Genomic DNA, 25216 nt, shown 5'->3' on the forward strand with positions numbered 1-25216 from the left:
GTAGCACCCGAGGCAGACCTCAGAACGCTTTTGCAGGGCGCTTGGGTGTGCACCCTGTTAGAAGCCTGGTCTTCACAGCGGATCTTAAAATGCAGCTGCATCGTGTCCCGAGCATACGCTCCGACACAGACACCGCAACAGCAACGCGTATATTGCTCATAAACGAGTAGCTATTGAAGTTGCTCACACGTTCAAGGGTCACGCCAAATAGTAAGCAAGGCGCCGCACGCAGACAATCTCGAGTCAACGGCTCACGCGCTGCTCAAAGCCCCTGCTCAAAGCCCCTGTTCAAAGACACGCTACTCCTTAAAGAGGTAGCCAACTCCGCGCACCGTCGTAATATGAGCCGCGATCGTAGGCCCCACCTTTGAACGAATACGCCGAATATGCACGTCAACCGTACGCGTTCCGCCGCAATACTCAAAACCCCACACGCGGTGAAGCAAAACTTCTCGGCTAAAAGTTCGATTGGGGTGTGTAACCAAAAATGAAAGGAGCGAGTACTCCATCAGCGTCAAATCAACAGGCTCACCATCAAGATAGACCTGATAGGTAGCAAGGTTGATGGTCATCGAATCAACCGTTACCACATCTTTTGCCATGAATGGGTCGCTCTCGCCAAGCAAGCGCCTTACTCTCAGCTCAAGCTCTGACGTACTCGATTCCGCACAAATAAAATCAAGGCGAGCATGAGCGGGAAGTCGCAAATCCGCCAAGGCCTCCGTTGCTACGATGAGCAACATAGGGATATTACCCCGGCCATCAAGCCATGTAGAAATCTGCTCAAGGCGATCGTTGCGAACGCCATCTGCATCCAACACGAGGAGATCAAACTCACTCGACGCCCCCGGCGAATCAGGCGTGGCGGCAGAAACCTCCAAGCCAACGCTTTGAGTAAGCGATAAAACAAACTCATGGAGCCTGGTGGTCCGCGCCATAAATAGCACGCGCTTCACTGACATCGCCGCCTCCCTCATCGGTTCAGGATGATAGCAAGAATCGAGGCTGCATGTGCAGCACAACTGATCCCTTGGCTACTGAAAGACACGTTTGCAAGCAAAAAACCGTCTCAGCCACGCTTAAGAATTAGCAAGGTAGTGCCTGATTTCCCAATCAGAAACCGTTGACGCATACCGCCGCCACTCTTCCCGCTTTTTCTTCAAGAAATAACTGTGGATGTGCTCGCCTAAGGCATCGCGCATAAACGCTGAGCTCTCAAAAATATCCAGCGCCGCCTCAAGGCTCGTTGGCAAGCGACGAATGCCCTTCTCAGCAAGTTCTTGCGGAGAAAGACGCAGTAACTCACTCGTGCACTCAGCGGGCAGGGTCAGTCTACGCTCAATGCCATCAAGACCAGCCGCTAGGGTAACGGCATTGACCAGATAGGGATTAGCCATAGGATCGGGCGTGCGTAGCTCAATGCGGGAGGCCAGGTGCTTGCCAGGCTTATAGATAGGCACACGAATCATAGCCGAGCGATTCCTCAGACCCCACGTAGCATAGGCGGGCACATTGTCTTTACCAGTCAACAGGCGCTTATAGGAATTGACCGTTGGATTGGTAATGGCAGAAATCTCAGGAGCGTGCTCCAAAATACCCGCCATATAGCTTTTCGCCAGATCAGAGAGGTGATAGCGCTCGTCGTTTGCGCCCCAAAAAACATTCTCGCCATCACGATTAAAGAGTGACTGCTGAAGCAACAGCCCGCTTGAAGGAGAATCGGTGATGGGCTTGGGCATAAATGAGGCATGGATACCGTTCTCGTTTGCCTCCATGCGGATCACATGCTTCGCTGTAAGAATGGCGTCAGACATAGTTGAGGCTTCGGCATGGCGAAGGCTAATGCCATGCTGAGAAGGACCTGAGCTGTGATAGGTGTACTCAACAGGTACACTCATCTTCTCAAGCATCAAAATCATCGTGCGGCGAAGATCTTGAGCAGTATCTCGCGGAGACAGATCGAAATAGCCCATGTCGTCCATCGGCTCAGGCGTGCGCTCGTCAGGGAAGTAATAAAATTCCATGTCAGCGCCTACATTTAAGATATAGCCAAGCTTTTCTGCTCGAACAAACATCCTGCGCAAGCACTCACGCGGGTCTCCAGGAAACGGCGTGCGATCAGGCGTGCAAATGGTGCAAAAGACCCGTGCCACTCCGTCGCTTGAGGTGCGCCATGGCAGTACCTGGAAGGTAGAAGGATCTGGAAAGGCCAACATATCCGCCTCGTCGGGAGAACGGAAGCCCTCGATGCTTGATCCATCAAAGCCAATGCCTTCATCAAAGGCAATCTCAAGATCTTCAGGGCTGATGGCGAGGCTTTTAAGCCTGCCTAAGACGTCCACAAACCACAGGCGCACAAAGCGGATACCCCGCTCTTCTACGGTGCGCAGGACGAAGTCGATGTTCTGCTGCTGATCCATGGCGGACCTTTCCGTGTCGACAGTATGCCGGGCACACTTTCCCACAGAAGTGTTACAGACAAGTTACCGCACTGCCCGGCTTGGTCAAACGGCGCAAAGCCCCCGGCTGCTGGCTCTGTTCGCGAGCGCCCTCGAAGCGCCCTTCGCTACCACTCTGCTCACGGACACACTCGAAATGGCCTCGGCTATAAGCTCTACTCGCAAGCGCCTTCGAAACACCTTCAGCTACCAGCTCTGCTCGCGGACACGCTCGGAATGGCCTCGACTATGAGCTCGCTTAGTGAACACCCTTAGAAAGCTCGCGCTCAATCTCGTCAACACCTTTCATAGCAGGGCAACCACCCTTGTGCTTTGACGAGCGGCACGAACCACCCTGAGCGCAGTCGCCACATGAGCCCTTCTTAAGCACACGGATTATTACGGCAACAAAGGCCACGGCCACGAGGCTCAAGATGATGATATCGGTCAGATTCATGCGCGATCCTCCCATACAATTCTCGGAAGGCCGCCCACATGGGACGGCCTTCCGATTTCATGCGTCCCTGCAATCCCTCAGCGATGCTGGGCGCTTACGCGCTCACACGCCTGAGGCAGCTCGCTTGCACCTCATCGCGATGCCCGAGCTTCTCACAAATACACCTGTGAGCACACTACGCAGCGGACTTTCCTACCGAGAGGTGACTGTGCTCCTCTTCATCCTCTCCCCAAGCGCCCTTGGGCATCGGCCGGAAGAGCTGGAAGAGAATAAGAGCTGCAAAGATAACGGCAACAACCGTCCAGAAGCTAAAGACGCCGTTCGCCGCCAGGTAGAACTGGTTGATCATAAGACCAATGACCCACGCAAAGGCGCACTCATAACCCAGGGCAATGGCCGTCCACTTGGCAGAGTTCATCTGAGCGCGAATCGTACCCATAGCTGCAAAGCAAGGAGCGCACAGCAGGTTAAAGGCACCAAAGGCAGCAACTGCACCTACGCTGGGGAACATCTGACCAAAAGCCGTCCAAAGCGACGCATCATGCTCAGTTGCTCCCGAGATATGCAAGATAGAAGCAGCAGTTGCAATGACGTTCTCTTTTGCCACAAGACCCGTGATCGACATAGCAGTTGCCTGCCACGACTCAAAGCCTAGCGGCGCAAAGATCCAGCCCAAAGCTCCTGAGAGCATGGCCAAAATCGAGAAGTCGGTGAACTCGTCTACACCCTCTGCCAGATCGGGCAAGAAGCCGAAGGCACCCTCATACACACCAAAGTTGGAGAGGAACCACACCACGATGGTAGAGGCAAAAATGATCGTGAAGGCCTTCTTAATATAGGCGCTCACACGCTCCCACACATGCAAGACCCAAGAACGAGGCGAGGGCATGTGGTAGGAAGGAAGCTCCATAACAAAAGGCGTTGGGCGGCCAGCAAAGATCTTGGTCTTTTTGAGCATGATGCCCGAACCAATAACAGCAATGACACCCAAGAAATAGAACAGCGGAGCAATCCAGTTTGCCTTATTGTCTCCCACCAAAGCACCCATGAGCAAAGCAATAATTGGCAGCTTCGCTCCACAAGGAATAAAGGTGGTAGTCATAACCGTCATGCGGCGGTCGCGCTCGTTTTCAATGGTCTTGGTAGAGAGAACACCCGGTACACCGCAGCCCGTGGAGACCAACATAGGAATGAAGGACTTACCAGAAAGGCCAAAGCGGCGGAATACGCGGTCCATAACAAAGGCAACACGAGCCATATAACCGCAGTCCTCAAGGAAGGTGAGGAGGACAAAGAGAACAAACATCTGCGGGATGAAGCCCAGCACAGCTCCCACACCAGCAACTGCACCATCGTTTACCAGGCCAATGACCAAATCACTTGCACCGGCAGACTTCAGCCAGCCCTCAACAATGCTAGGAATACCCGGTACGAAAGGACCAAAATCGCTCGGATCAGGCTCTTCTACCGCAGCGGCGCCAACAGCTGCCTTCGCACTAACTGCAAGCTCAACTGGCTCTGCATCCTCATCCTCTGGCTGATACTCAGTCGTTGTATTGATGGAGGCAGCTTGCGGATCAGCAGCGATGGTTTTTACCGCCGCAGCGGCAGCATCGGCATCCTCAGCATCTTTTGCCTCAGTAAAGGCAGCGGTATCTACCCCGCGCTCATCGGCAGCCTCAATAAAGGCATCAATTTGCGCTTGTGCCTCGCCGTAGTTTTCAGCTGCCTCATCGTAGGCCTCACGGCCTTGACCAAGCACAAACCAGCCTGCATCAAAAATCTGATCGTTCGTAAAGTCTGTAGCCGAGGTACCAAAGGTAGAAATAGCCAAGAAGTACACAGCAAACATAATGGCCGCAAAGATAGGAAGACCCAAAATACGGTTCGTCACCACGCGGTCAATCTTTTCTGAGGTGCTCATCTGAGAAGGGGCACGGCGCAGGCACTCATCAATAATATGAGCAATGACTGCATAGCGCTCGCCCGTGATAATGGACTCAGCGTCGTCCTCGCAATCCCGCTCGCAAGCAGCAACAATCTCTTCGATATTCTCAATCGTCTTGCTATCAAGCTGCAGCAGGCGCTGTGCCTGCTCATCGCGCTCAAAGAGCTTTACCGCATAGTAGCGGCGCTTCTCCACCGGCACTGAGGAGGGCAAAAGCGCCTCAAGCTGATCGAGCACATCTTCAATAGCCGAGTCAAAATGGTGTGCAGGCTTTTTTGCTTGAGCAGATACCACAGAGCGTACCTGAGAAAACAGCTCGTCAATTCCTGTATTTTTGAGGGCCGAAATCATGACGACCGGGCATCCCAAAGAACGGGAAAGCGCTGCCGTATCAATCTTATCTCCTGAGCGCTCAACCAAATCTGCCATGTTGAGTGCTACTACAACCGGAAGACCCGTCTCAATAACCTGGAGCGCCAAATAGAGATTCCGCTCAAGGTTGGTGGCATCCAAAAGCTGAATCACCGCATCAGGCTCACCACTCATCAGGTAATCGCGAGATACGCGCTCCTCGGGGCTGTACGGGGACAGGGAATAAATTCCGGGCAGGTCGGTGATGGTCACGTTTTTGTCGGAGCTGAGCTTAGCTTCCTTCTTTTCGACCGTAACACCAGGCCAGTTACCCACGTAGCCATTCTGGCCAGTAATCAAATTGAACAATGTTGTTTTACCGCAATTGGGGTTTCCCGCAAGCGCGATATGGAGCTGAGTAGCTGCCATGCAATCCTTCTTCCATGAGGCTTTGAAACCGGGCATAGTTGCCGAGATGCGCTTGGTACGAAAACCAGCACGGATACAAACGCTCCTAAGCGCAGTACGTGCTCATACGTATGGCAAGTGCAGCTCTGCCTAGGCTGTCTTAATCGGCTTATCCGACCTCGACGATAGCTGCCTCCTCCTTGCGGATGGAGAGCTGATAGCCGCGCACCGTGATCTCGATCGGATCGCCCAACGGCGCTACCTTCACGACCTTGAACGGCGTTCCTTTGATGAGCCCGAGATCCATAAGATGGCGACGGAGCGGACCTGTTCCGTGCAGCTTGACGATGGTAGAAGAATCTCCCACGGCGACATCGCTCATTGTCAACATTGCTTCCCCCTTTCCCCTCACACTCAGTGACAATGTGGCCAATCGAGCCTTCGAATTGAGGAGCAGATACGCCTGAGTACGTAGCTGACTACGTAGCACTCACAAGCTGGCGCGCCTACATAAGGCGGTCGCTCTGCTCCCTTATTCACACATGACATACTGGGCAACCTTGACATCGAGTCCAAACCGAGCGCCCTTCACCATAACGATGATATTGCTTCCGCTCGACGTCACTACATGTACCTCAGAGCCCTCTACAAAGCCGAGCTCCTGCAGGTGCCGCCGCAAATCTGTATTGCCGCGAACCTTTGAAACGGTCACTGTATCGCCTGCTCGAACAAGCGACAGCGGCATTGCCGGCATACCTGAGGTCATGATCGCCACCCATCGTCATACCCGATCAACCGAAACATAAAAGAACCTCCCATTCGATCTCAGTTGCTTTTGCTTTACTGAGGAAGAGTTAGCCTCTTCTATGTTCGAAATTGTAAACTAACACGTTCTGAGGTTCCTGTGAAGGGTGTGCTTATCATTATTTTCAAAAACCTCGCAGGGCATGCGCCTTATGAGCGTATTGAAGTATCCAAATGGTAACAATTGTGTAGCAAGGCGTAGCTGCTGCCGCATGCCATCTAATTGGTGCACGAGCGGTCGCGCTGATTGCAGAAGCGCCTAAGAGCATTCTTCTCAGCGCGCATCACAACGCGGGCGGTTCGCCGTAATCACGCAAGCGCCCACGAGTGTTCTTCTCAGCGCGCATCATCTTGGTCTGCCCGCAAGAGCTCCATAACAGAACGCTTAGCAAGTATGAAATCTTCGCTCAATCCAAAATCTTTGCGATCGCTTCGCGGATGAGCAATCTCAACCTCACCGGCAATGCACGTTGGGATGCCGCGCTGCGGTGCTCCTCTCATCACATACATACGATCAGACAGCAACACCGCTTCATCAATATCGTGAGTAACTACCAGTGCGGTGGTTCCAAGCTCTTCTGCAACCTGTAAAAACCAGCGGTGCATATCGGCTTTCGTAAAGGCATCCAAGGCGGAAAAAGGCTCATCTAGCAGCATAAAATCATTATTAAACAGATAGCTCCTGAGCAGTGCTACACGCTGGCGCATGCCTCCCGATAACTCCGATGGCCAGCGTTGATCTGTTCCTTCAAGCCCAAAGACACCAAAGAGACTCCTGGCATGCTCATATGCCTCGCACTTGGGTACCCCGCGCAAAAGCAGGGGCAAAGCCACATTTGCAAGAATGGTTTTATGGGCTAACAGCAGATCCTTTTGAAGCATATAGGCAAGTTTACCGGGCGTGCCCGTAATCTCTTTGCCATCAAGGACGATGGTGCCCTGATAGGGCGTGGCAAGCCCGGCAATAATATGAAACAAGGTCGTTTTTCCGCAGCCTGAAGGTCCTAACAAGCAAGCGATACTGCCTGCTTGAACGGTAATGCAGATATCCTCGATGATATTCACACCACCAAGGGTCTGACTCACGTGCTGAACCTCAAGCTGCGACATAGCTCTCCTTATGCCGTAATAAATGCGTCGGTCATGCCAGCGCCCGCAGCGATGGTTGGAGCAAACCCTTGCTCAGACACCCAGGCATAGAAGGCATCCCAGCGCTTCTGATCCAAAAGCCCCCATACCGGAGCATCGGCGCGATATTGCTCGGCAAGATAGTGCTGAGAAGCAACTACCAGCTCCCGCTCAAGCTCAGGAGCTGCCTTAAGCAGGATCTCTGCAGCAGCATCGGGATCTTGAATACAATCCTCATAGCCCCGACGTGTTGCATCCATAAAAGCTTGCACGGTCTTTGGATCATCTTTGATGAGCATATTGTTCGCAATAATAACTGGCGTGTAATAGTCAAAGACCTTGTCCACACTCTCAAATGAGAAATACGAGGTATCAAGGCCAGCAAGCTTGCACTTCTCACCCGCCCAGCCCCAGAAGATCCAAATGCTATCAACCTCACCAGAACTCAGGGCAGAAACCTCATCCGTAACCGTTGAAGGAATGAGCTTGACCCGATCATACACTCCGCCATCGGCCTCAACGCAGCGCTTAATAATGCCCTGCTCGATTAGCATCTCCCAAGTTGCATAGGTGTGATCCATCATCTTGGCGGGGCTGGTGATACCGCGATCTGCCAGACTAATAATGCCTGAGGTATTGTGCTGAATAATAGCTGCTACTGCGCTCACTGGCAGTTGAGCATCACCTGACACATAGCCAGCCATACTGTCCTGAAAACTCACGCCAAACTGCGCGTCTCCCGATGCCACAAGCGCATCTGCACCATTCTCGGGAGCCTGAACAATCTCAACATCAAGGCCAGCCTCGCGGTAATAACCACGCTCTCGCGCTACATACAAACCCGTGTGATTCGTGTTTGGAGTCCAATCAAGAGCAAAGGTAATCATTTTAAGCTCAGGATCTGCATTCCCAGAGGCTGAATTTGAACCAACACCCTTTTGTGGCTTAAAACCACAGCCCGCAAGACCTGATGAGGCTACCATTCCAGTAGCAGCAAGCCCCGCTACCAGAAAGCCCCGGCGACTCATCATACGTACCCGTTTCATACATACCTCCTCGTTGCCGGTTCAACCGGCACTTTTTTCTTATCGCTCACACCTGCGCACACGCTCCCACGGAATCGCAAGCCGGCGTAGTATTTCAACGCCACGCATCAAAACAAGGCTTAAGGCAGAAATTAAAATGATGACTGCAAACATGCGATCAAAGGCATAGGCCTTGCGCACGCGTGTCATATATACACCAAGCCCCGAAAAGCCACCCAACCACTCAGCAATAACTGCTCCAACCAGTGCATAGGCAGCAGAGATCTTGAGACCAGAGAAGAACTGGGGTAAAGCCGCAGGCAGCTTCACATGGCGCAAAATCTCGAACTCACTTGCCCCCATAGATCTCATGAGATCAATCTCATCGGAATCAACCGAGCGCATACCGCCAAGCAATCCCACCGTAATGGGAAAGAAGGTAGAAATTACAATCAGCACGATTTTTGGCAGCATGCCATAGCCAAACCAGAGCACTAAAAGTGGGGCAATTGCCACCGTTGGCACGGTTTGTGTGAGCACAATTAAGGGGTTCAGCGCTCGGTAGAGCACCTCAAAGTGATCCATAGCAATGGCAGCAACAAAGCCAAGAGAAACGCCAGCGCAAAGACCAATTCCTGCCTCTACAAGCGTCGTCATAGCATGATGGAGCAAAAGCTCATAGTCTCCCACCAAGGCGCCTACCACAGAAATGGGGCTTGGCAGCATAAAGGGTGGCACCAAACCAAGCGAACATGCTGCTTGCCAGATGCCGATGAGCGCGATAATGGCAATGGGAGCTGCTAGAACATAGGGATCCTGCCGGCGCGCGGACAGGGCGGATATGCGTGCTAATGGTGGATGCGCAGCCTTCGCAGCTATCGCTTTCGGGGACGCGCTCTCAACTTGAGCAGCTGCGCGTATGGCTTGAGTACCTGTACCCGTAGGTTGCCCGTCTGGTGCCTGCGCAGCCTTCACGGCTGTTGCTTGCGCGGTGTGAGTATGCACCCGCCCTGTTTCAGCTGCTGCATTCTGCTGTTTCGGCAAAGCACTCGCAAGCTTAGGCGCGTCGTTATTGAGCGTCGTTTTCATGGTACTTTCCGATCTTCTGCTCAACCGTAAGCACGCCTTTGCTGGGCGAAAAGAAGATCTTGACGTACGTTGCCACGCCGTTTGCCCCGGCATCAACAGCAATATGATTCGCTTGAGCCACTACACGCATGCAGTGGTCATAGTCGCCTTCAATCACCGTTTCAAACGGGCTCACGTAGGCATCGGGAAACTCAGACATGATATACGCAATAACCGCGTCTACGACACGAATTACCTCGTCTGTTCCCTCCACCCCCTGTGGCAGTACCTGAATTGCAACACTTGCTTGCATCTCTCTCCTCCCCGGGCATTTGCGCCATAAACGCAAAAGAGCCCCTCGTCTCGTAGGGGCTCTCAGATGGCAGAGGATCCACTGTCCCTACGCCGGCATTATCCGGATCAGGTTCTAGGGTCGAGAGCTTGAGCTCTCCTCTCAGCCAGGTCACACCCAGCTCCCCGTATAGGCACAGTATAGCGCGCCGGGGTGGGCGTGCAACGAGCACACAAGTGAGACATGCGGCACAAGAACATGCTCGGGCACAAGGACACGGTGAAGGCACACGTAAGCATGTTGAACAAGAGTATGGCAGGCTGCATATACAGTTAGACGCTGTCGAGTAAAACGGTTTTATCACGCTCGTAAGCCCTTAAAAACCCTGAGCGAAAAAAAATAAAACTCCAGTGTCTTCTTCTGCCCCCATGTAACAAATGTGTTCTGTCATAGAAAAAAGGTCTTTTATGCTGCATTGATTTTGGCAACGAAAGAGACAGTAAAAAACCCATGTCCGCGCGAGGGCTTACCTTAATTATGCCGGCATTATATCTTCAAGGAAAGGATCGCTATGAAGGCCAGAAAACTTTGGGGTGCCGTTGTATCAATCATGCTCTCCCTATGCGTACTACTCACTGGATGTGCAAAAGCTCCGTCAGCGGGATCTTCTACCGCTGCCGAGGGTAACGGGGCGAAAACAAAGGTCGTCACGTTTGAAAAGGATGAAGCAAAAACCACCCTCACGGTTCCAAGTACCTGGAGGGTGGAAAAATCAGATTCAGGAAATATCACTATCACACCTGATACCTTTGATGGCCTGATTCAACTGGGCCTTATGGTCAGTCCTATGACAGCATTTTCAAGCGACGAAGAGGTAATCGAGTTTTGGAACAGCTCAGACTCCACACTGGACACCAACTGGGAGACTATTAGCAAAACAAAGGCTCATATCTTCCAAACCACGATGAGTCTCCCTGAAGAAAAAAGGCCAAGGGGTTTGCTCGCCTAGCTATCTCAGGCAACTACTCTGTAGGCACATACGCACTCGCAGCGGGGTCTGACTACAAACGAGCTGAGAGTGATCTGAAAAAGGTTGTCGAATCCTTTACCATCAAGAACGCCCAGGAGCCTGTCTATATCTCAGGCCAAGAAGGCTCTGCCAATGAGGGTCAGCAAAAAGCTCAAAAAACAGAGACTAAGCCAAATGTAAAAACATATAAATCCGGCTCGTATCGCGTTGGGCAAGATATCGGTGCTGGCGAATATAAGCTAACGTCTACGGGCAGCCATGCTTACTTCTGCGTTTATCCTGATACTACTAAGACGAATATCCTTACAAATGGCAATTTCACTACATGCTCCTATGTAGCCGTATCTGAAGGACAACTGCTCGAGGTACGCGGATCGACCTTTGTTGCCATTGCTGATGCCACACCTACAAAGAAATTGAGCGGCGAGGGCATATATAAGGTTGGTCTGGATATTCCTGCTGGGGAGTACAACATCACGTCATCAGGTGACTTAGGCTATTACGCTGTTTTAGGTACAGTCGATGCAAACGAGACTTACGGCAACATCATTAATAATGATAATTTTGAAGGAAATAGCTTTGTATCCGTTGCTGATGGGCAATACCTCGAAATTGCGCGCGCCTCAATTGGTTCTTAATCCCTTCCAGTGCTCACCCATCTTGTCCGCACCTTGAATACCATGCCCTCAGAGCAAGGCTTTGAGGGCATGTGCTTAAAATGATTGGCTAGCTGAAAGATATTTAAGCCCATCCACCCCTTATCGTGCGTCAGCAGAAAACCAGATCCCTGCCTGGCGGCGAGCCTTCGTCATAACCCGTGACACCGCAAGGGTTTGTTCGAGCAGACTCCGATAGCTCTCCTGATCATCCTCTGCAATCATAGTAGCGATCGCGCGAAACGCACCCTCCCAAGGAAGCGTAGGGTTTATGTCAAAGCGCTCTTCCGTCCCATCATTGAGGTGTAAAACCACCGCATCGCAATGGCTCGTTGGCGACTCATGGGCAAGGTAGCCCTCCGTGCCTTGGATTACGCTATATGCAGGTGCGTTAGAGTCTTTGCCCGCTATACTCACCGCTCTAAAGCCATCGTAGCTCAACTCCATAACACCCGAAGTATCAATCCCTCGCTCCATATTTGGGCGATACACTGCCTCAGCTGGCACTCCAAAAAGCCCGATCAGGTAGTGCATATTGTAGAGACCCAAATCCATGAGAGCACCGCCAGACTTTGCTGGATCAAAAGCCGGTAAGATCTCTCCCGAACGAAACGCGTCGTAGCGGCTACTGTATTTGCTAAAGTTGCACGTCGCTATTTTAATGGTGCCAATGCGCGGCAACAGCTCGCGAAGCTTCGCAAAACCAGGCCGATACAAAGTAGAAACCGTCTCAAATAACAACTTGTTCCGCTCGCGCGCAAAACGAGCGAGGTCTTCAGCCTCCTCAACCGTGCTGGTAAAGGGCTTTTCTACCAGCGTGTGTTTTCCGGCTGCGAGCGCACGCATCGCCATATCATGATGTAGATGATTGGGAACCGCCAGGTAAACGGCATCAATCTCAGCGTGCGTGAGCATGTCATCCAAATCGGTGAAGACAGCCACATCAGCAGAGGTACCTGCAAGCTCTTGAGCTGCCTCGATGCTTTTTGGAGTAGAGCAGATAGCTCTCACGCACCAGCCCCAGTCCGCAAGATGAGGAACGATCAGCCGCGCGATCATCCCGGTGCCCACAACGCCCAGTCTCATTGCTGTGCTCCTCCCTACTGCTCCCGCGCTCTTTGCTGCTACTGTACTCCTCATTGTTGCGATACTGCACGTCAGTGCAAAGCCTCACGCCAGCAAGATGCTCTGAGCCAACTCTCTGCCCTGCGTCAGTTCCAGCGCTAAACGCAATACCTCGCGTCAGCAGGATGCATGCCCGCGCTCTGGCCCACCCCTGCGATATGCCCACCAGCGCCATGCCTTCTACTGCACCAGATCCCAAGCTGCTACCGAACTTTTTACTGTAAGCGTAGGCCAACGGCGCTGTATGCGCACTCCATGAGCGCGCCATGAAACCCAATAAGTGCCCGTACCTGCTTCTTACAGTGTGCGAAGCGAGACTTCTTTGAGCTGGCGTAAGGATACCTCGCTGGGTGCATCACTCATCAAATCAGAACCTGAACTGGTCTTGGGGAAGGCCATAACTTCCCTGATTGAGTCCTCACCAGCAAGCAGCATGCACACACGATCCAAGCCAAGCGCAAAGCCACCCATGGGAGGCGCGCCGTACTCAAGCGCATCGAGCAAGAAGCCAAACTGAGCTCGAGCAGACTCAGGTGTAAAGCCCAGGTTCTCTAAAACACGAGCCTGTAGGTCGGCATCGTGAATACGCATGCCACCGCCGCCCGCTTCATAACCATCCATTACAAAGTCGTAGGTGCATGAGCCAACCGACAGCGGATCGCTCTCAAGACGCTCAATATCAGTCTCACGCGGCTGCGTAAAGGGCTGGTGCTCAGCAGCACAGGCTCCTCGATCCTCATCCCAATGGAACAGCGGGAAATCCACCACCCATAAGAAATCATGACCCTCACGCGGCACCTCAAGAGCCTCTGCCATATGAGTTCTCATACCACCTAAAATCTGACAGCTCTCAATGCGCGGGCCTGCGGCAAACATGACCAAGTCGCCAGGCTCCACACCCGCACGCTCACGCAAAGCGGCCATCTCCTCATCTGAGAAGAATTTAACGATGGGGCTATTCACACTTCCATCTTCGCGGAAGGCAATCCATGCCAAACCCTTAGCACCAAGCTCACGGGCAACCGGCTCAAGCTTATCAATTCGAGCGCGAGCCCACGTACCCGCACCCTTTGCATTTAAGCACGTAACAACTGATCCTTCAGCATTTGCGGCACTTGCAAAGACCTTAAAAGCAGAGTCTTTGAAAATGTCCGAAACATCAATGAGATGCATACCAAAACGCGTATCAGGCTTATCCGAACCATAGGTTTCCATGGCGTCTTTATAGCTCAAGCGCCGCAGAGGCGTGGGCATATCCACGCCCATGGCAGCAAAGGCCTCAGAGAGCACGTCTTCTAACTCACTCATCACATCGTCTTGATCAACAAAACTCATTTCAATATCAACCTGCGTGAATTCAGGCTGGCGATCAGCTCGGAGGTCTTCATCTCGGAAGCACTTGGCAATCTGATAGTAACGCTCTACACCACCAACCATGAGCAGCTGTTTTAACAGCTGAGGACTTTGTGGCAAGGCATAAAAATGGCCAGGCTGAATACGGCTTGGCACCAAAAAATCTCGGGCACCTTCAGGCGTAGATTTAAAAAGCGTCGGAGTCTCAACTTCCATGAAGGCGCGACGATGTAATGCCGAGCGAATAGCAAAGGTAAAATCTGAGCGGAGTTTGAGATTTGCCATCATACCCGGACGACGAATATCGAGGTAACGATAGCGTAAGCGCACATCTTCGCCCGCTTCAATTGCATCATCGATTTGGAATGGCGGAGTCTTAGAGCGGTTTAAAACCTCAATCTGAGAAATCAGAACCTCAATCTCTCCGGTCTCCATCTTGTCATTTGCCATACCTTGAGGGCGCTCGCGCACCACGCCGGTCACCCGAATAGGCCACTCAGAACGAATATGCTCGGCGGCGCTAAAGGCACTTCCACCAGAATGCTCAGGGTCAAAGGCGATCTGAGTTGCGCCCTCACGATCGCGCAGATCAACAAAAATCAGGCCACCATGATCGCGACGACGCCACACCCATCCAGTTAATACTACTTCTTGGCCAATATGCTCATGGCGCAGCTCGCCGCAGGTGTGCGTGTGCATAGAATGGGTCTTGTTCATACTTCTCCTTGAGTCCGCGATGCCCCGTGTCGGTGCGGGCATGCTCTTACCAGACCGCGCAACTGCGTAGACCGCACAGATGCGCAAGGCTCAATAATAGCGTGCTTTTCCATTGCTGCAGCCGTTATCTTATTCAGAACGTATTGTTAACATCACCGTATTCTTACAAGGTGAGCTTCTTAGAGCTCTGGCTTTTTACAGTGCGAACTACCTACAGCGCGAGCTTTTTCCACTTTCTGATTTTTGTTCTAAAGGTTCCAAAGGGCGCAACTGTATTCACATGTATGAACTTATAGACTTCCCATACGGCTTTCTTTGTTGCCTCATCAGCCCAGCGTCGCATATGCGGTTGAAACAGTTCCTCCTCGCTTAAGGAATCAATCATCTCTAGAAGCGCGGTGACGTTTTTACGCAATGCGGTAATGAGTTCATGCAACGAGAGATGAGCATAGATATCCGTAAACCACTGATACATCTCACCGAGCTGGTTCCACGCAAACTGATCTGATGGCGTTTGTACGACACACCCCGCACGCTCATCTGCTTCCCAAGACAGAACAAGCGTTGTCCAGCCCACCTGATATGCAAGATTTTCAGCCGGTGTTCGATCAACTGCATCCACGCGCTCATCTTTGAGGTGCTCCGGAATATCGTCGAACTCTGAAATATACTTCTCGAACGTTTTGCGTATTTCATTTTTCAGTTCGTCTTTATCTGCATACGCTCTCAAAAAGTCACCCCATACGCTGGCGATTCACCCTGCTGTACGCTGATCCAATGCAGACGAGCACCCACTAACGCGGGCGCACACGAATGAGATCATCAAGCTCATTTACGATTTCATTTACCACAGGTTTTACGGACGAAAATTCAAGGGCATTGCGCAAGAGCACCGGAACGATCGTATCAAAGCCAGCGCTGGCAATCGCTCGACGATCAAACTCAATAAGAACCTGACCACGTCGCACCGTATCCCCAGGCTGCGCATGTACAACAAAATGCTCACCGTTGAGATTCACCGTGTTGAGACCTAAATGAATGAGGATGTCGAGGCCATCATCAGTGCGCAAGGCAACGGCATGGCCAGTTGGAAAGATAACTTCTACTTTGGCATCTGCGGGAGCAACCACTCGATTTGAAAGCGGCTGAATCGCAACTCCTTCACCCAACATACCCGACGCAAAGACTTCGTCGTTCACCTCGCCCAGCGAAACAACTCGCCCAGCAAGCGGAGAGGCCAAGATCAAAGGCCGCCTCCTGCTACGAAATGGGGTTAGAAGTCGATCGAACATCTATGTCCTCTCACGCTACAAACACCTGCGCAAAACGCGATCGCCTGTGCCAGCCGCTCCGAACCCTAGACGAGTTCGCGTTCGATCACAGCCACAATGGCATCAACCGCAGCTTGAGCCGTCTCATGGGTCTCAGCCTCTGCCATCACTCGAATCAGCGGCTCGGTTCCCGAAGTGCGCACGAGAATACGCCCTCGGTCTCCCAGCATACGCTCAGTTCTTTGCACAACCTCCCACACAGGCTTACATTCATCGAGCTCGCTTTTACGCTCCGAGCGCACATTCACCAGAACCTGCGGGAATCTCACCATAATGCTCGCAAGATCTTTCAGACTACGCCCCGTGCGCTTCATAACAGCAAGGAGCTGGCAGGCAGTAACCAGACCATCACCAGTTGTATTATGCTCCAAAAAGATGACATGGCCAGACTGCTCACCACCCAATACCGCTCCATCTTCAATCATGCGCTCAAGCACATAGCGATCGCCCACGGAGGTTTGCACAACCGAAAATCCAGCTTCGCGCATTGCAGTCGTAAAGCCTAGGTTGCACATAACGGTGGAGACAATCTCAGAGTTTGCGAGCTTGCCCTGAGCAGCTAGATCAGCGCCACAGATTGCCAGAATGAAGTCTCCATCAATTTCTGTGCCATCGGCTGCTACAAACAAGACGCGATCCGCATCTCCGTCATGAGCTAAACCTACATCGGCACCTGTCTGGCGTACGAGCTCTTGTAGAGGCTCCAAATGAGTGGAGCCGCAGTTCACATTAATGTCCATGCCGGTGTGATCGGTATTAATAGCGTGTACCGTAGCACCTAGGCGCTGAAGAGCTACCGGTGTAGTCATGCATGCAGCACCATGCCCACAATCAACCGCTACAACAAGACCGCTTAAGTCTCCACCCTCTACGGTAGAAACCGCATGGTCAATATAGCGATCGCGAGCATCGCGCATCTTAACAATATGGCCCACGCCCTCACCAGTGGGCAAGCCCTCTGTTGCATGAGCTGCCTCAGATTGAACCCAGGCAGATATCTCTTCTTCTAAAGCATCCGGGAGCTTCATACCTGAGGATCCAAAGAATTTGATCCCGTTAAACTCTGGAGGGTTATGCGAGGCCGAGATCACAATGCCGCCGTCTAGGCCTGCCTCAACCGTAAGCAGTGCAATGGCTGGTGTTGGGATAATGCCACAACAATGAGGATAGCCACCCTCTGCCATGATGCCTGCGGTAAGTGCAGACTCAAGCATGGTTCCCGACAGGCGCGTATCTCTACCAACACAGATATTCTTTCCTAAAAAGCGAGCAGCCGCACGACCCAAACGAAAGGCCAAATCATAGGAGAGATCCGCATTTGCAACACCTCTCACGCCATCAGTTCCAAACAAATTGGTGGACATGGAGGCCCCCTCTCAGACGGCGAGCGAGCTTATGCTCGATCGACAATGGAAAACGGAGCCCACCGCAAGGACGGCAGACTCCGTTTGAAGAGCATGGTTCCGAGCGGCAGATTAGCGCTTGGAGAACTGCGGAGCGCGGCGAGCCTTCTTGAGGCCGTACTTCTTGCGCTCGACCACACGGGCATCGCGGGTGAGGAAACCAGCGCGCTTGAGGTCTGCACGATAATCGCCAGCCTGCAGCAGAGCGCGGGCAATGCCCAGACGTAGAGCACCGGACTGGCCGGTGATGCCACCGCCATCGCAGAGTGCGATGACGTCAAAAGAACCAGCAGTATCGGTAACCTTAAACGGTGCGATTGCATCCTCAACGAGCTGCTGGCGACCGAAGTACTCGGCAGCATCGCGCTTGTTGACGGTTACCTTGCCGGTACCAGGAACAATACGAACACGGGCAACGGCGTTCTTACGACGGCCGGTGCCGTAGTAGACGACAGTATTCTCAGCCATCTCTTATGCCTCCAGCTCGATCTTGACGGGGTTTTGCGCCGCGTGCGGGTGTTCAGCTCCGGCGTACACCTTAAGCTTTTTGAGCTGGGCGCGACCGAGGGTGGTCTTAGGAAGCATGCCGCGAACAGCACACTCGATGACCTGCTCGGGATGCTTCTCCATGGCAGCGCGGAAGGTCTCAGTCTTGAGGCCTCCGTTATAGCCACTGTGACGGTAATAAACCTTCGTGTCTGCCTTATTGCCGGTCAGCTGGACCTTCTCAGCATTAATGACAACAACGAAGTCACCGCAGTCAGAATTGGGCGTGTACTGAGGCTTGGTCTTACCACGCAGGATCGCAGCGATCTGCGCAGCAAGGCGACCTAAAACAGCGCCCTCAGCATCCACGAGAACCCAGTTGCGGTGAGCCTCGGACTGCTTGGTGTAGTGAGTCGACTTAGTGATCAACTTGACTCCTCCATGAACAGATACATGTTGTTACAGAGTTTCACGGGGCTCTGCAAGTAACCTCGCAAGGATACCACGGAAGCGGAGGTCGTCAACTCAGACCCCCGCTTCGGTCAGACTTTCTGCACAGGTGTGAAAGAAATTGAGGCACAAACCTTACAGACGCCTCGTGAGCTACGCCGTGCGCTCAGCCTGAGATACCGGCTCGCGCTCAGCCTGAGGTGCAGCCTGAGATGCACGTCCTCGAATTGCGCGCAGAATCCAAGCAATCAGAATGCCAAGCACCGCTGCCATCACAATGCTGCCACCGGGGCGCACATCAAGATGGTACGAGAAGGTAAGACCTGCCATGGTGTAGATAAGACCGAGTACCGGAGCCGCAATGCAACAAGCCTTGTAGCTCCTACAAAAAACAAGTGCGCAGGCAACCGGCAACACAATGAGGGAAACTACCAGAAGCGCTCCTACGACCTTACATGCCAGGCCAACGACCAAAGCCGTAAGCACGGTAAAGACCGCATTTACCGCCCGAATACGCACGCCAGCAATCCGTGCCAAAGCAGTGTCAACCGCAATATTCATGAGCGAGCCATAGCAAATCGCGCTCACGATAATCACCAAAGCAGATGCTGATACCGATGCAAGTAAATCCGCCGTGGTTACCGCAGAGATACTACCAAAGAGGTATGACTCGAAGGAATTTCCACCGGGAGCTAAATCTGCCAGAATGACCGCGAGACCTAAGCCTGCGCTCATGGTGACGGCCACCGCCATATCTCCGAGCTGGGGCATTTTCGCGCGTACTTCCTCAATCAAAAGGGCAGCTACCACGCACGAAACCACCGCACCAATAATTGGGTCAATGCCCACAATGAGGCCTGCCGCAACACCGGCAAGCGAAACATGCGAGAGCGCGTCGCCTACCATCGAGGTTCGACGATTCACCATCACAATGCCAATTAAGGGCAGCGCAATTGCTAAGGCCGCACCCGCCAATAAGGTTCGGCGCATAAATTCAAACTCAAGCATCAAGCAGGCTCCCCTCAACCATACGCAGTTCTCGATCAAAACTCACATGTGAAACGACAAGCTCCGTCTCATGAGTTACCAAAATCAAAGCAATTTCTCCTGAGCTCGAAACCTCTTCGAGCGTTTTCAAAAAGCTCACCTTGCTCTCGTGATCCACCCCGGCCGTTGGCTCGTCGAGTACAAGCAAGCGCGGGGTATTTGCCAGAGCACGAGCAATCATGACACGCTGCTGCAAACCGCCGGAGAGCTCGTTAAAAGGTGTTGCTGCATACGCGGCAAGTCCCATGCGCTCAAGTGCTGCGGTAGCACGATCCAAATGCGCCTTGCGCGGAATCTTTACAAAGCCAAACTCGCCCGCAAGACCCATGGCAACCATCTCTTGGCAGGTCACCGGAAACGCCACACGACTCAAAACATTAGCCTGAGGAACATAGCCAACCTCGCTAAAAGAGCCCGTATGAGAAATTGCCTGACCAAACAAATTGATCGTTCCGGTGTAGCCAGAAAGCTCACCTAGCAGCAGGCGTAACAAGGTGGACTTGCCACTTCCATTTTCGCCCGAAATGCAGCAGGACTCACCTTCGGCGAGCGTAAAGTCAACATGGCGCAAAACCGGTGTTGACGTATAACCAAACGATAGGTCTCGAACCTCTACGATATCCATCGTCACTTCATTGCCTCCAAGAGTGCGCTCAAATTAGAACGCATTATTTCGACATAACCATTCAGCTCGCGACCCTGCTCCTCGGTGACAAACTCCATTGAGGCAAGCGGAGCCACGGTGCCACCGATCTCGTCGGCAATCGTTTTTGCACCCTTATCTGAGGCTCCAAGCTCATAAAAGATCGTATTGATCGAGCGTGTTATGCAGTAATCAATTGCCTTACGCATGGTTTTGAGACTCGGCGCGTCCATAGACGTCAGACCCTGGAGGGGATACTGAATGAGTCCAAAATCGCGGCAGAGATATGCCCATGCATAGTGTGTGACCACAAACTCTTTTCGAGCAGCAGCTGCAAAAGCATCTACATATTCATATTCAAGCTCGGTTAGACGCGTTACAACATCGAGCTTGCGAGATCTGAGCAGCCGTGCCTGGTTGGGCATAAGCTCCAAGAGGCAGTCGTGAATAGAGTTGCAATATCGCTTGGCATTTACCAAGGAAAGCCAAGAATGCGGATCATAGGTAATCTTATCGATGCTCGTAGATGAGCCTTCCATGACGGGCACGACCTGCGTCTCATCCAATACCGTACCTGAGCGATCAACAATCTGATACGGCAAGAGATCCTCAGATGCGCGATCGGAAATGAATACCCAGTTTCCGCCCTTTGGCAGCACAAAGTCGATATGTCCCGACTCGTGCCCCATCTCGAGGGCATATACCTGAGCATCTTCCACTTGGATCTTGCTGCGCTGCGGAACTGCGCGACCCCCATCTGCCATGATGTCGCGACAGCGCTTCACTAAATCTGCCTGAGCCATATCGGCAGGCGCATCGAAGAAGGCGACACGCATGAGGCTCTCGTGCGTATGCCCAAACTCAAAGCCATAGGTTCCAGCAGGCACCTCCATACGTGCGAGGAACTGAAACTCACCTAAGGCAGCAGCACCCTTGTACGTAATGAGCTCAATATCATCTGAGAGTCGAAGGATGGGAAGATCGGGCAAAGCGTCTTGAACCTGTGGGAGCCAGTGCTCCATATTGGCTCCGTTTACCACCAACAGATCAGCCCCAGAAAGCTCGCTTAAGACCTTAGGCGTAGGCTCCCAGGCATGAGGATCTTTATTGGCAGGCATAAAGGCTCTGAGCTCAACCGAGTCTCCAGCAACCTCGTGCACCAGATCGAGAATTGGATAAAACGACGCATAGACCAGCGGGGTTCCATCTCCCGCCGAACGGCGGCCGCCGCAGCCCGAAAGCATTGTGCTTCCGAGCGCGGCGGCGCACCACGTGCCGCATGCGAGCAATTGTCTTCTGGTCAACATAGTGTATGCCCCCTGCGGCGCAAGCTCAATGAGCTTACTCAGTGATCTCGCCCTTGATCTGCTCAATGGTGGAGTTCGGCTTCACAAACGTGGGATACCAACCATCCTTGGCCATGAGCTCGTCAACGTCATTGCCGTAGCGCATATGGAAGTGCACCAGCTCCTCCTCGCCGTGAACCGGCATGAGCAGCAGTACCGGATAGGGCGCATCCGCGTCATCGGAAGTGAAGACGTCCCACTCAAGGGTATAGCCGGCATGCTCAACCGTGCGGGACTCCTTGAAGGTATAAGTAGCCTTTCCCGTGGGCTTGCCGCCCTCGGACTCAAAGCCATCGAGCAGCTCAATGGTATCGCCCTTGAACACAATGCCCTTGAAGTCACACATGACCTTGGCAGAGAAGTCCTTCTTTACTTCCTCGGCAGACTTGCCATCACGCTTGGCAACCTCATCAAAGGCAGGCGCAACCTCGGGGTTGTCCAGATAGCCGTTAAAGCCATTCCAGGCACCCTCCCAATCGGCAAGTGATACCTCGTGCTTAGCAGGAGTTGTCTGAGTTGTCGCAGAACCTGCTGGCTCAGAGCCCACCGCAGGCTTTGGTGCGCTATTGCAGCCCGCAAGCAGCGGAGCCATTGCGAGCGCTAAGGCTCCAGTTGTAAGAAGCGTTGCCGTCTTTTTCATGTTCGTCTCCTTTTCGAGGCGGCTGATGCTGACAGCTATTACTTCTACTACATGATCTTTATATTTATTAACCTTGGTTAACTTTTACACGGTGTCTTCACAGACTGTGGCAGTGGCAACATCGGCACAAAATGCCACAAAGCAACTGCGTACCTAGCTTAGCTGTATGGAGGTGTATGAATGGAAGTGCGCCTGAACGAGATGTTGACTTTCGCGAAGAGACTCGTGTGTTACCAGCGCTAGCTCGCACACGTACGAGCACTTCTTCCTCTTATACTTCAAGAATCATGCTCCGAGAAAGGTGCGTATCTCTTCCAGATAGCGCTCACCAGCTTGGCGACCCTTGATGTAGAGCTCGAGCAATTTAACTGGATCATGCTCCATATGCCCAATATCCACTGGCTCCTCAGGTGCAATCACAAAGGCCTTACCTGCCCGCTCATAGTCACAAATATGCTCACGCTGCTCGTTATAGCGCTCATGGCGTGTCAGCAAAGCCTCAATGAGGTAAGGATAGGCGGTGTACCGGGCGCGCGCCGCCCCGGGCAGCTCATAGGGCTCTTTTACAAAGGATCGGTGCTGGGTCAAAATCACTAGCGTCCGGTCATAGCCAGCCTCTTCTAACACATGCTCAACCGGCACCGAATCTGCAATCCCGCCATCCAAGTAGCTGCTTGCTCCAATCTGTACTGGCGGCGTCACAATGGGCAGCGAGGTTGATGCACGAACGATATTCAAATCGCTCACCGGGTCGTTAATAGGGAGATACTCAGCAGAGCCAAAAAGGATGTTAGTTACGGTACCAAATAGCTGCATGGGGTTGGCGCAAAATGCCTCAGCATCAAAGGGGTCAATATGATCCTGAACCTCTGTGAACATAAAGTCATAACCCACGATGCTCCCGCTCGTTAACAGCGAGCGCGCCCCAATGTAGCGAGGATCATTGCAAAACGCGATGCTAATACGATTTGATCGACCAATCTGGCGAGATTTTAGACTCATGCCAGCAAGCGTGCCAGCGCTCACGCCGTAGCAGGCATCAAACGCAAGGCCGTGCTCCATCAGCACATCAAGAACGCCTGAGCTGAACTGGATGCGATAGCTTCCGCCCTCAAGTACCAGGGCAATGCCGCCTGATCGGCGGGGCTCTGGGCTCTCTGTTTGCTGCTTGGGCTCGTTCATGCGCTTCCCTTTCGCAATGTATGCCAGCTCGTTTGAACTATCTGACTATACGCTCCCCATAATTCCTGCGCTTTTATGCTCACTCGCTGAGCGTTTCATGTCATGAGAAGCCGTATGTTCACACGTACGTGACGTATACCCCTTACTCACTCTTAGCTGAATCAGTTGCTCTCAATGCGTCATTTTCACATGTGCGTGCTGCGCATCCACAAAATATCTCCACATCAAACATGCTATAGTGAAATGTCCGTTCGGCCACGGGCTCGAGCATGTACCTTGACAGGTCGAGGTGGCATATGTGCCACACCGTCCAACCCTTACACAAGGGGGCGACTGGTTTCGACGCGATAGCTCTGAGAGAGGAAGCAGGCCGTGGTCTCCTCGCCACGTTAAACAGGGGTACCGTCAAATTGAATTGACAAGAATTCTTCTTTTGAGCCCCAGTTGGCTCTCGCTGCTTAATTTATAGCGGCGCGTCAAATCGGAGTTTTCCCCGGCTCCGTGGAGACGTCATTTCAGGGGAATGCTCTTGCGCACGTAATCGGTATGGTGCAGGCTAAGAACGAACCGGTTAGATCGTAGTGAGCGTGTCGTTGCGCGCGCGACGATCGAGATGAATACAACGACTGAGCCTGGAGATGCCAATCAGGGGGCTTTCGCGGACCGGAGTTCGATTCTCCGCGCCTCCACCACTCATTTCAGCAGGTCAGATGGGTTATCGCAGCTCAAATGACCTGTTTCTTTTCCTCTAGAAGAAATCGCATATACGTCGACGCCTCTATCGAGGCACCCTCGTTTCTCAGCTGGATTGAGGCTAAAAGCTCCCTCACTCTTTAGCCCTCTTATTATGCTAGACAAACAGGCGTCGAGAAATAAAAAAGCCGCTCGAAAGCGGCTTAAATCAGGGAGAAAATGGATAAGTGTTAACTAGGCAAGCCTAGGCTTTTTTAAAAAAGTTAATTGCAGCTTGTCTCGTCTCAAGTGGGTATATATGGCTAAAATCACGAGGCAATGAATAATTCTCCTGCTTTGCTTTATATTTCTCGTACTCACCTGGCTCAGCTTTCCGCAGGATGTCGTCATCGGTGTAGATCATAAACAAACCGCTCACATCCGGATAAAAGAAGCCCATTATATACTCACCAGGAGTGCATGCATCCTCGATTGTGGCGTAACGCCCATCCCTCATTATGACGTCATCGTATTCGCTATAGCGACCCATACTTGCACCTCAATCCTGCTGAAAAGCACCTAATCACCATCATGCCATAGCAGTCTTAAGGAGATCTGCACCAGATCTGTAACTTTCACCGGTGTCCTTGGCTATCATTTCTTCGGTTTCTCGAATTGCTTCTAGGCTTTCTACGCTAGGACGACGATAGTCAAGCGAAAGCGGAATAGCATTGGTGCTCACAATCTCAACAAAGAAAGCGCGCACGACTGATGACAGGTCTAGTCCGTAATCTTCCACCACTTTTGCAGCCTCACCCTTGAGCTCACTATCAATCCGTATCGTCAGACTACTGTTTGCCACGATACCTCCTTTGTCAACAATTGCACAGACAGTTTAGCACAGATGCACTAACAATGCCGGACATGTCAATTCCTATCCGTATCGCAATATGTTGCGCTCACTCTGAAACTATAAGAGCTAAACGGCAGGAATAGACTTGTCTTTTATGCCTCACCTGATGTGTACTATAGCGAGCAAAGCGTACATACAGATAACGGATATGTATCACTACGTGCGAAAACTAAAATCTTGCTCATGTATTACATTAAGAACGAAATCCAACCGCCTGTTTTCGTTGGCGGCATAAAGCTGATCCAAGGCTCATCGTCGACTAGCTCATGGTCAAACTTCAGCAAGCACGGGCACACCACCTCG

The 25216-nt window shown here is 52.3% G+C and carries 26 protein-coding genes, 1 other RNA gene and 1 riboswitch; of the genes, 3 read left to right on the top strand and 24 right to left on the bottom strand.

What is annotated here, in order from left to right; genetic code table 11:
* Positions 1–299: 299 nt before the first annotated feature.
* The 10 genes from K6V98_RS02685 to K6V98_RS02730 form a co-directional block, all read right to left on the bottom strand.
* On the bottom strand, positions 300–962 hold the full coding sequence (locus K6V98_RS02685) for a winged helix-turn-helix transcriptional regulator (protein ID WP_222199043.1): 663 nt from the start codon (positions 960–962) through the stop codon (positions 300–302).
* Positions 963–1079: 117 nt separating this feature from the next.
* Positions 1080–2420: a glutamine synthetase family protein gene (locus tag K6V98_RS02690; protein ID WP_222199044.1), complete on the bottom strand. Its 1341-nt coding sequence runs from the start codon at positions 2418–2420 to the stop codon at positions 1080–1082.
* 277 nt (positions 2421–2697) lie between these two features.
* Positions 2698–2895 (bottom strand): hypothetical protein, encoded by a 198-nt coding sequence (locus tag K6V98_RS02695; RefSeq protein ID WP_222199045.1) that lies wholly within the window; start codon positions 2893–2895, stop codon positions 2698–2700.
* Positions 2896–3070: 175 nt separating this feature from the next.
* Positions 3071–5623, bottom strand: a complete 2553-nt coding sequence (gene feoB, locus K6V98_RS02700; protein WP_222199046.1) for a ferrous iron transporter B — start codon at positions 5621–5623, stop codon at positions 3071–3073.
* Positions 5624–5771: 148 nt separating this feature from the next.
* Positions 5772–5993: a FeoA family protein gene (locus tag K6V98_RS02705; protein ID WP_222199047.1), complete on the bottom strand. Its 222-nt coding sequence runs from the start codon at positions 5991–5993 to the stop codon at positions 5772–5774.
* 141 nt (positions 5994–6134) lie between these two features.
* Complete coding sequence (locus K6V98_RS02710) at positions 6135–6368, bottom strand: FeoA family protein (protein WP_306792719.1); 234 nt, start codon at positions 6366–6368, stop codon at positions 6135–6137.
* Between the two features lie 374 nt (positions 6369–6742).
* Entirely contained in the window at positions 6743–7516 is a 774-nt protein-coding gene (locus K6V98_RS02715) for an ABC transporter ATP-binding protein (protein ID WP_222199048.1), read from the bottom strand.
* A gap of 8 nt (positions 7517–7524) precedes the next feature.
* Entirely contained in the window at positions 7525–8580 is a 1056-nt protein-coding gene (locus tag K6V98_RS02720) for an ABC transporter substrate-binding protein (RefSeq protein WP_222199049.1), read from the bottom strand.
* Between the two features lie 39 nt (positions 8581–8619).
* Entirely contained in the window at positions 8620–9648 is a 1029-nt protein-coding gene (locus K6V98_RS08670; protein ID WP_306792720.1) for an ABC transporter permease, read from the bottom strand.
* Positions 9629–9940 (bottom strand): thiamine-binding protein, encoded by a 312-nt coding sequence (locus tag K6V98_RS02730; protein WP_222199050.1) that lies wholly within the window; start codon positions 9938–9940, stop codon positions 9629–9631. Before K6V98_RS02730 ends, K6V98_RS08670 begins: the two co-directional genes overlap by 20 nt.
* 66 nt (positions 9941–10006) lie before the next feature.
* Positions 10007–10117, bottom strand: a riboswitch (TPP riboswitch).
* A gap of 373 nt (positions 10118–10490) precedes the next feature.
* Here K6V98_RS02730 and K6V98_RS02735 point away from each other — a divergent pair.
* Both K6V98_RS02735 and K6V98_RS08840 read left to right on the top strand, forming a co-directional pair.
* Complete coding sequence (locus tag K6V98_RS02735) at positions 10491–10928, top strand: hypothetical protein (protein WP_222199051.1); 438 nt, start codon at positions 10491–10493, stop codon at positions 10926–10928.
* Positions 10929–11056: 128 nt separating this feature from the next.
* Complete coding sequence (locus tag K6V98_RS08840; protein ID WP_503466214.1) at positions 11057–11587, top strand: Rv1352/Rv1906c domain-containing protein; 531 nt, start codon at positions 11057–11059, stop codon at positions 11585–11587.
* Between the two features lie 120 nt (positions 11588–11707).
* Here K6V98_RS08840 and K6V98_RS02745 read toward each other — a convergent pair whose 3' ends face one another.
* The 12 genes from K6V98_RS02745 to K6V98_RS02800 form a co-directional block, all read right to left on the bottom strand.
* Positions 11708–12691 carry a Gfo/Idh/MocA family protein gene (locus K6V98_RS02745; protein ID WP_222199053.1) on the bottom strand — a complete coding sequence of 328 codons (984 nt, stop codon included), beginning with the start codon at positions 12689–12691 and terminating at the stop codon, positions 11708–11710.
* Positions 12692–13027: 336 nt separating this feature from the next.
* Positions 13028–14800: an aspartate--tRNA ligase gene (aspS, locus tag K6V98_RS02750; protein WP_222199054.1), complete on the bottom strand. Its 1773-nt coding sequence runs from the start codon at positions 14798–14800 to the stop codon at positions 13028–13030.
* Between the two features lie 211 nt (positions 14801–15011).
* Positions 15012–15530, bottom strand: a complete 519-nt coding sequence (locus K6V98_RS02755) for a ClbS/DfsB family four-helix bundle protein (protein ID WP_222199055.1) — start codon at positions 15528–15530, stop codon at positions 15012–15014.
* A gap of 64 nt (positions 15531–15594) precedes the next feature.
* Positions 15595–16092: a PTS sugar transporter subunit IIA gene (locus K6V98_RS02760; RefSeq protein WP_222199056.1), complete on the bottom strand. Its 498-nt coding sequence runs from the start codon at positions 16090–16092 to the stop codon at positions 15595–15597.
* A 65-nt stretch (positions 16093–16157) separates the two neighbouring features.
* Positions 16158–17495, bottom strand: a complete 1338-nt coding sequence (glmM, locus tag K6V98_RS02765; protein ID WP_222199057.1) for a phosphoglucosamine mutase — start codon at positions 17493–17495, stop codon at positions 16158–16160.
* 111 nt (positions 17496–17606) lie between these two features.
* Complete coding sequence (gene rpsI / locus K6V98_RS02770) at positions 17607–18002, bottom strand: 30S ribosomal protein S9 (protein ID WP_222199058.1); 396 nt, start codon at positions 18000–18002, stop codon at positions 17607–17609.
* Between the two features lie 3 nt (positions 18003–18005).
* Positions 18006–18449, bottom strand: a complete 444-nt coding sequence (gene rplM, locus K6V98_RS02775; protein WP_222199059.1) for a 50S ribosomal protein L13 — start codon at positions 18447–18449, stop codon at positions 18006–18008.
* A gap of 174 nt (positions 18450–18623) precedes the next feature.
* Positions 18624–19478: a metal ABC transporter permease gene (locus K6V98_RS02780; RefSeq protein ID WP_222199060.1), complete on the bottom strand. Its 855-nt coding sequence runs from the start codon at positions 19476–19478 to the stop codon at positions 18624–18626.
* Entirely contained in the window at positions 19471–20142 is a 672-nt protein-coding gene (locus tag K6V98_RS02785) for a metal ABC transporter ATP-binding protein (protein WP_222199061.1), read from the bottom strand. The genes K6V98_RS02780 and K6V98_RS02785 overlap by 8 nt, the downstream gene beginning before the upstream one ends.
* A gap of 2 nt (positions 20143–20144) precedes the next feature.
* Positions 20145–21467 (bottom strand): metal ABC transporter solute-binding protein, Zn/Mn family, encoded by a 1323-nt coding sequence (locus K6V98_RS02790; protein ID WP_222199062.1) that lies wholly within the window; start codon positions 21465–21467, stop codon positions 20145–20147.
* Positions 21468–21501: 34 nt separating this feature from the next.
* On the bottom strand, positions 21502–22146 hold the full coding sequence (locus K6V98_RS02795) for a ZinT/AdcA family metal-binding protein (protein WP_222199063.1): 645 nt from the start codon (positions 22144–22146) through the stop codon (positions 21502–21504).
* Between the two features lie 285 nt (positions 22147–22431).
* A complete protein-coding gene (locus K6V98_RS02800; protein WP_222199064.1) occupies positions 22432–23328 on the bottom strand; it encodes a patatin-like phospholipase family protein in 897 nt (298 codons plus the stop codon).
* A gap of 325 nt (positions 23329–23653) precedes the next feature.
* Here K6V98_RS02800 and ssrA point away from each other — a divergent pair.
* Positions 23654–24020: a transfer-messenger RNA gene (gene ssrA / locus K6V98_RS02805) on the top strand.
* Between the two features lie 245 nt (positions 24021–24265).
* Here the strand turns inward: ssrA and K6V98_RS02810 are convergent.
* Both K6V98_RS02810 and K6V98_RS02815 read right to left on the bottom strand, forming a co-directional pair.
* Positions 24266–24550 carry a hypothetical protein gene (locus K6V98_RS02810; RefSeq protein WP_222199065.1) on the bottom strand — a complete coding sequence of 95 codons (285 nt, stop codon included), beginning with the start codon at positions 24548–24550 and terminating at the stop codon, positions 24266–24268.
* Positions 24551–24589: 39 nt separating this feature from the next.
* Positions 24590–24862, bottom strand: a complete 273-nt coding sequence (locus K6V98_RS02815; protein WP_222199066.1) for a type II toxin-antitoxin system RelB/DinJ family antitoxin — start codon at positions 24860–24862, stop codon at positions 24590–24592.
* Positions 24863–25216 lie beyond the last annotated feature (354 nt).

Origin of the sequence: Collinsella ureilytica (genome assembly GCF_019795105.1) — a bacterium.
Taxonomy (GTDB): Bacteria; Actinomycetota; Coriobacteriia; order Coriobacteriales; family Coriobacteriaceae; genus Collinsella; species Collinsella ureilytica.

Coding starts and splice junctions, on each gene's coding strand:
- K6V98_RS02685 (WP_222199043.1), bottom strand. CDS start 962: ATGTCAGTGAAGCGCGTGCTATTTATGGCGCGGACCACCAGGCTCCAT.
- K6V98_RS02690 (WP_222199044.1), bottom strand. CDS start 2,420: ATGGATCAGCAGCAGAACATCGACTTCGTCCTGCGCACCGTAGAAGAG.
- K6V98_RS02695 (WP_222199045.1), bottom strand. CDS start 2,895: ATGAATCTGACCGATATCATCATCTTGAGCCTCGTGGCCGTGGCCTTT.
- feoB (WP_222199046.1), bottom strand. CDS start 5,623: ATGGCAGCTACTCAGCTCCATATCGCGCTTGCGGGAAACCCCAATTGC.
- K6V98_RS02705 (WP_222199047.1), bottom strand. CDS start 5,993: ATGTTGACAATGAGCGATGTCGCCGTGGGAGATTCTTCTACCATCGTC.
- K6V98_RS02710 (WP_306792719.1), bottom strand. CDS start 6,368: ATGACCTCAGGTATGCCGGCAATGCCGCTGTCGCTTGTTCGAGCAGGC.
- K6V98_RS02715 (WP_222199048.1), bottom strand. CDS start 7,516: ATGTCGCAGCTTGAGGTTCAGCACGTGAGTCAGACCCTTGGTGGTGTG.
- K6V98_RS02720 (WP_222199049.1), bottom strand. CDS start 8,580: ATGAAACGGGTACGTATGATGAGTCGCCGGGGCTTTCTGGTAGCGGGG.
- K6V98_RS08670 (WP_306792720.1), bottom strand. CDS start 9,648: ATGAAAACGACGCTCAATAACGACGCGCCTAAGCTTGCGAGTGCTTTG.
- K6V98_RS02730 (WP_222199050.1), bottom strand. CDS start 9,940: ATGCAAGCAAGTGTTGCAATTCAGGTACTGCCACAGGGGGTGGAGGGA.
- K6V98_RS02735 (WP_222199051.1), top strand. CDS start 10,491: ATGAAGGCCAGAAAACTTTGGGGTGCCGTTGTATCAATCATGCTCTCC.
- K6V98_RS02745 (WP_222199053.1), bottom strand. CDS start 12,691: ATGAGACTGGGCGTTGTGGGCACCGGGATGATCGCGCGGCTGATCGTT.
- aspS (WP_222199054.1), bottom strand. CDS start 14,800: ATGAACAAGACCCATTCTATGCACACGCACACCTGCGGCGAGCTGCGC.
- K6V98_RS02760 (WP_222199056.1), bottom strand. CDS start 16,092: ATGTTCGATCGACTTCTAACCCCATTTCGTAGCAGGAGGCGGCCTTTG.
- glmM (WP_222199057.1), bottom strand. CDS start 17,495: ATGTCCACCAATTTGTTTGGAACTGATGGCGTGAGAGGTGTTGCAAAT.
- rpsI (WP_222199058.1), bottom strand. CDS start 18,002: ATGGCTGAGAATACTGTCGTCTACTACGGCACCGGCCGTCGTAAGAAC.
- K6V98_RS02780 (WP_222199060.1), bottom strand. CDS start 19,478: ATGCTTGAGTTTGAATTTATGCGCCGAACCTTATTGGCGGGTGCGGCC.
- K6V98_RS02785 (WP_222199061.1), bottom strand. CDS start 20,142: ATGGATATCGTAGAGGTTCGAGACCTATCGTTTGGTTATACGTCAACA.
- K6V98_RS02790 (WP_222199062.1), bottom strand. CDS start 21,467: ATGTTGACCAGAAGACAATTGCTCGCATGCGGCACGTGGTGCGCCGCC.
- K6V98_RS02795 (WP_222199063.1), bottom strand. CDS start 22,146: ATGAAAAAGACGGCAACGCTTCTTACAACTGGAGCCTTAGCGCTCGCA.
- K6V98_RS02800 (WP_222199064.1), bottom strand. CDS start 23,328: ATGAACGAGCCCAAGCAGCAAACAGAGAGCCCAGAGCCCCGCCGATCA.
- K6V98_RS02810 (WP_222199065.1), bottom strand. CDS start 24,550: ATGGGTCGCTATAGCGAATACGATGACGTCATAATGAGGGATGGGCGT.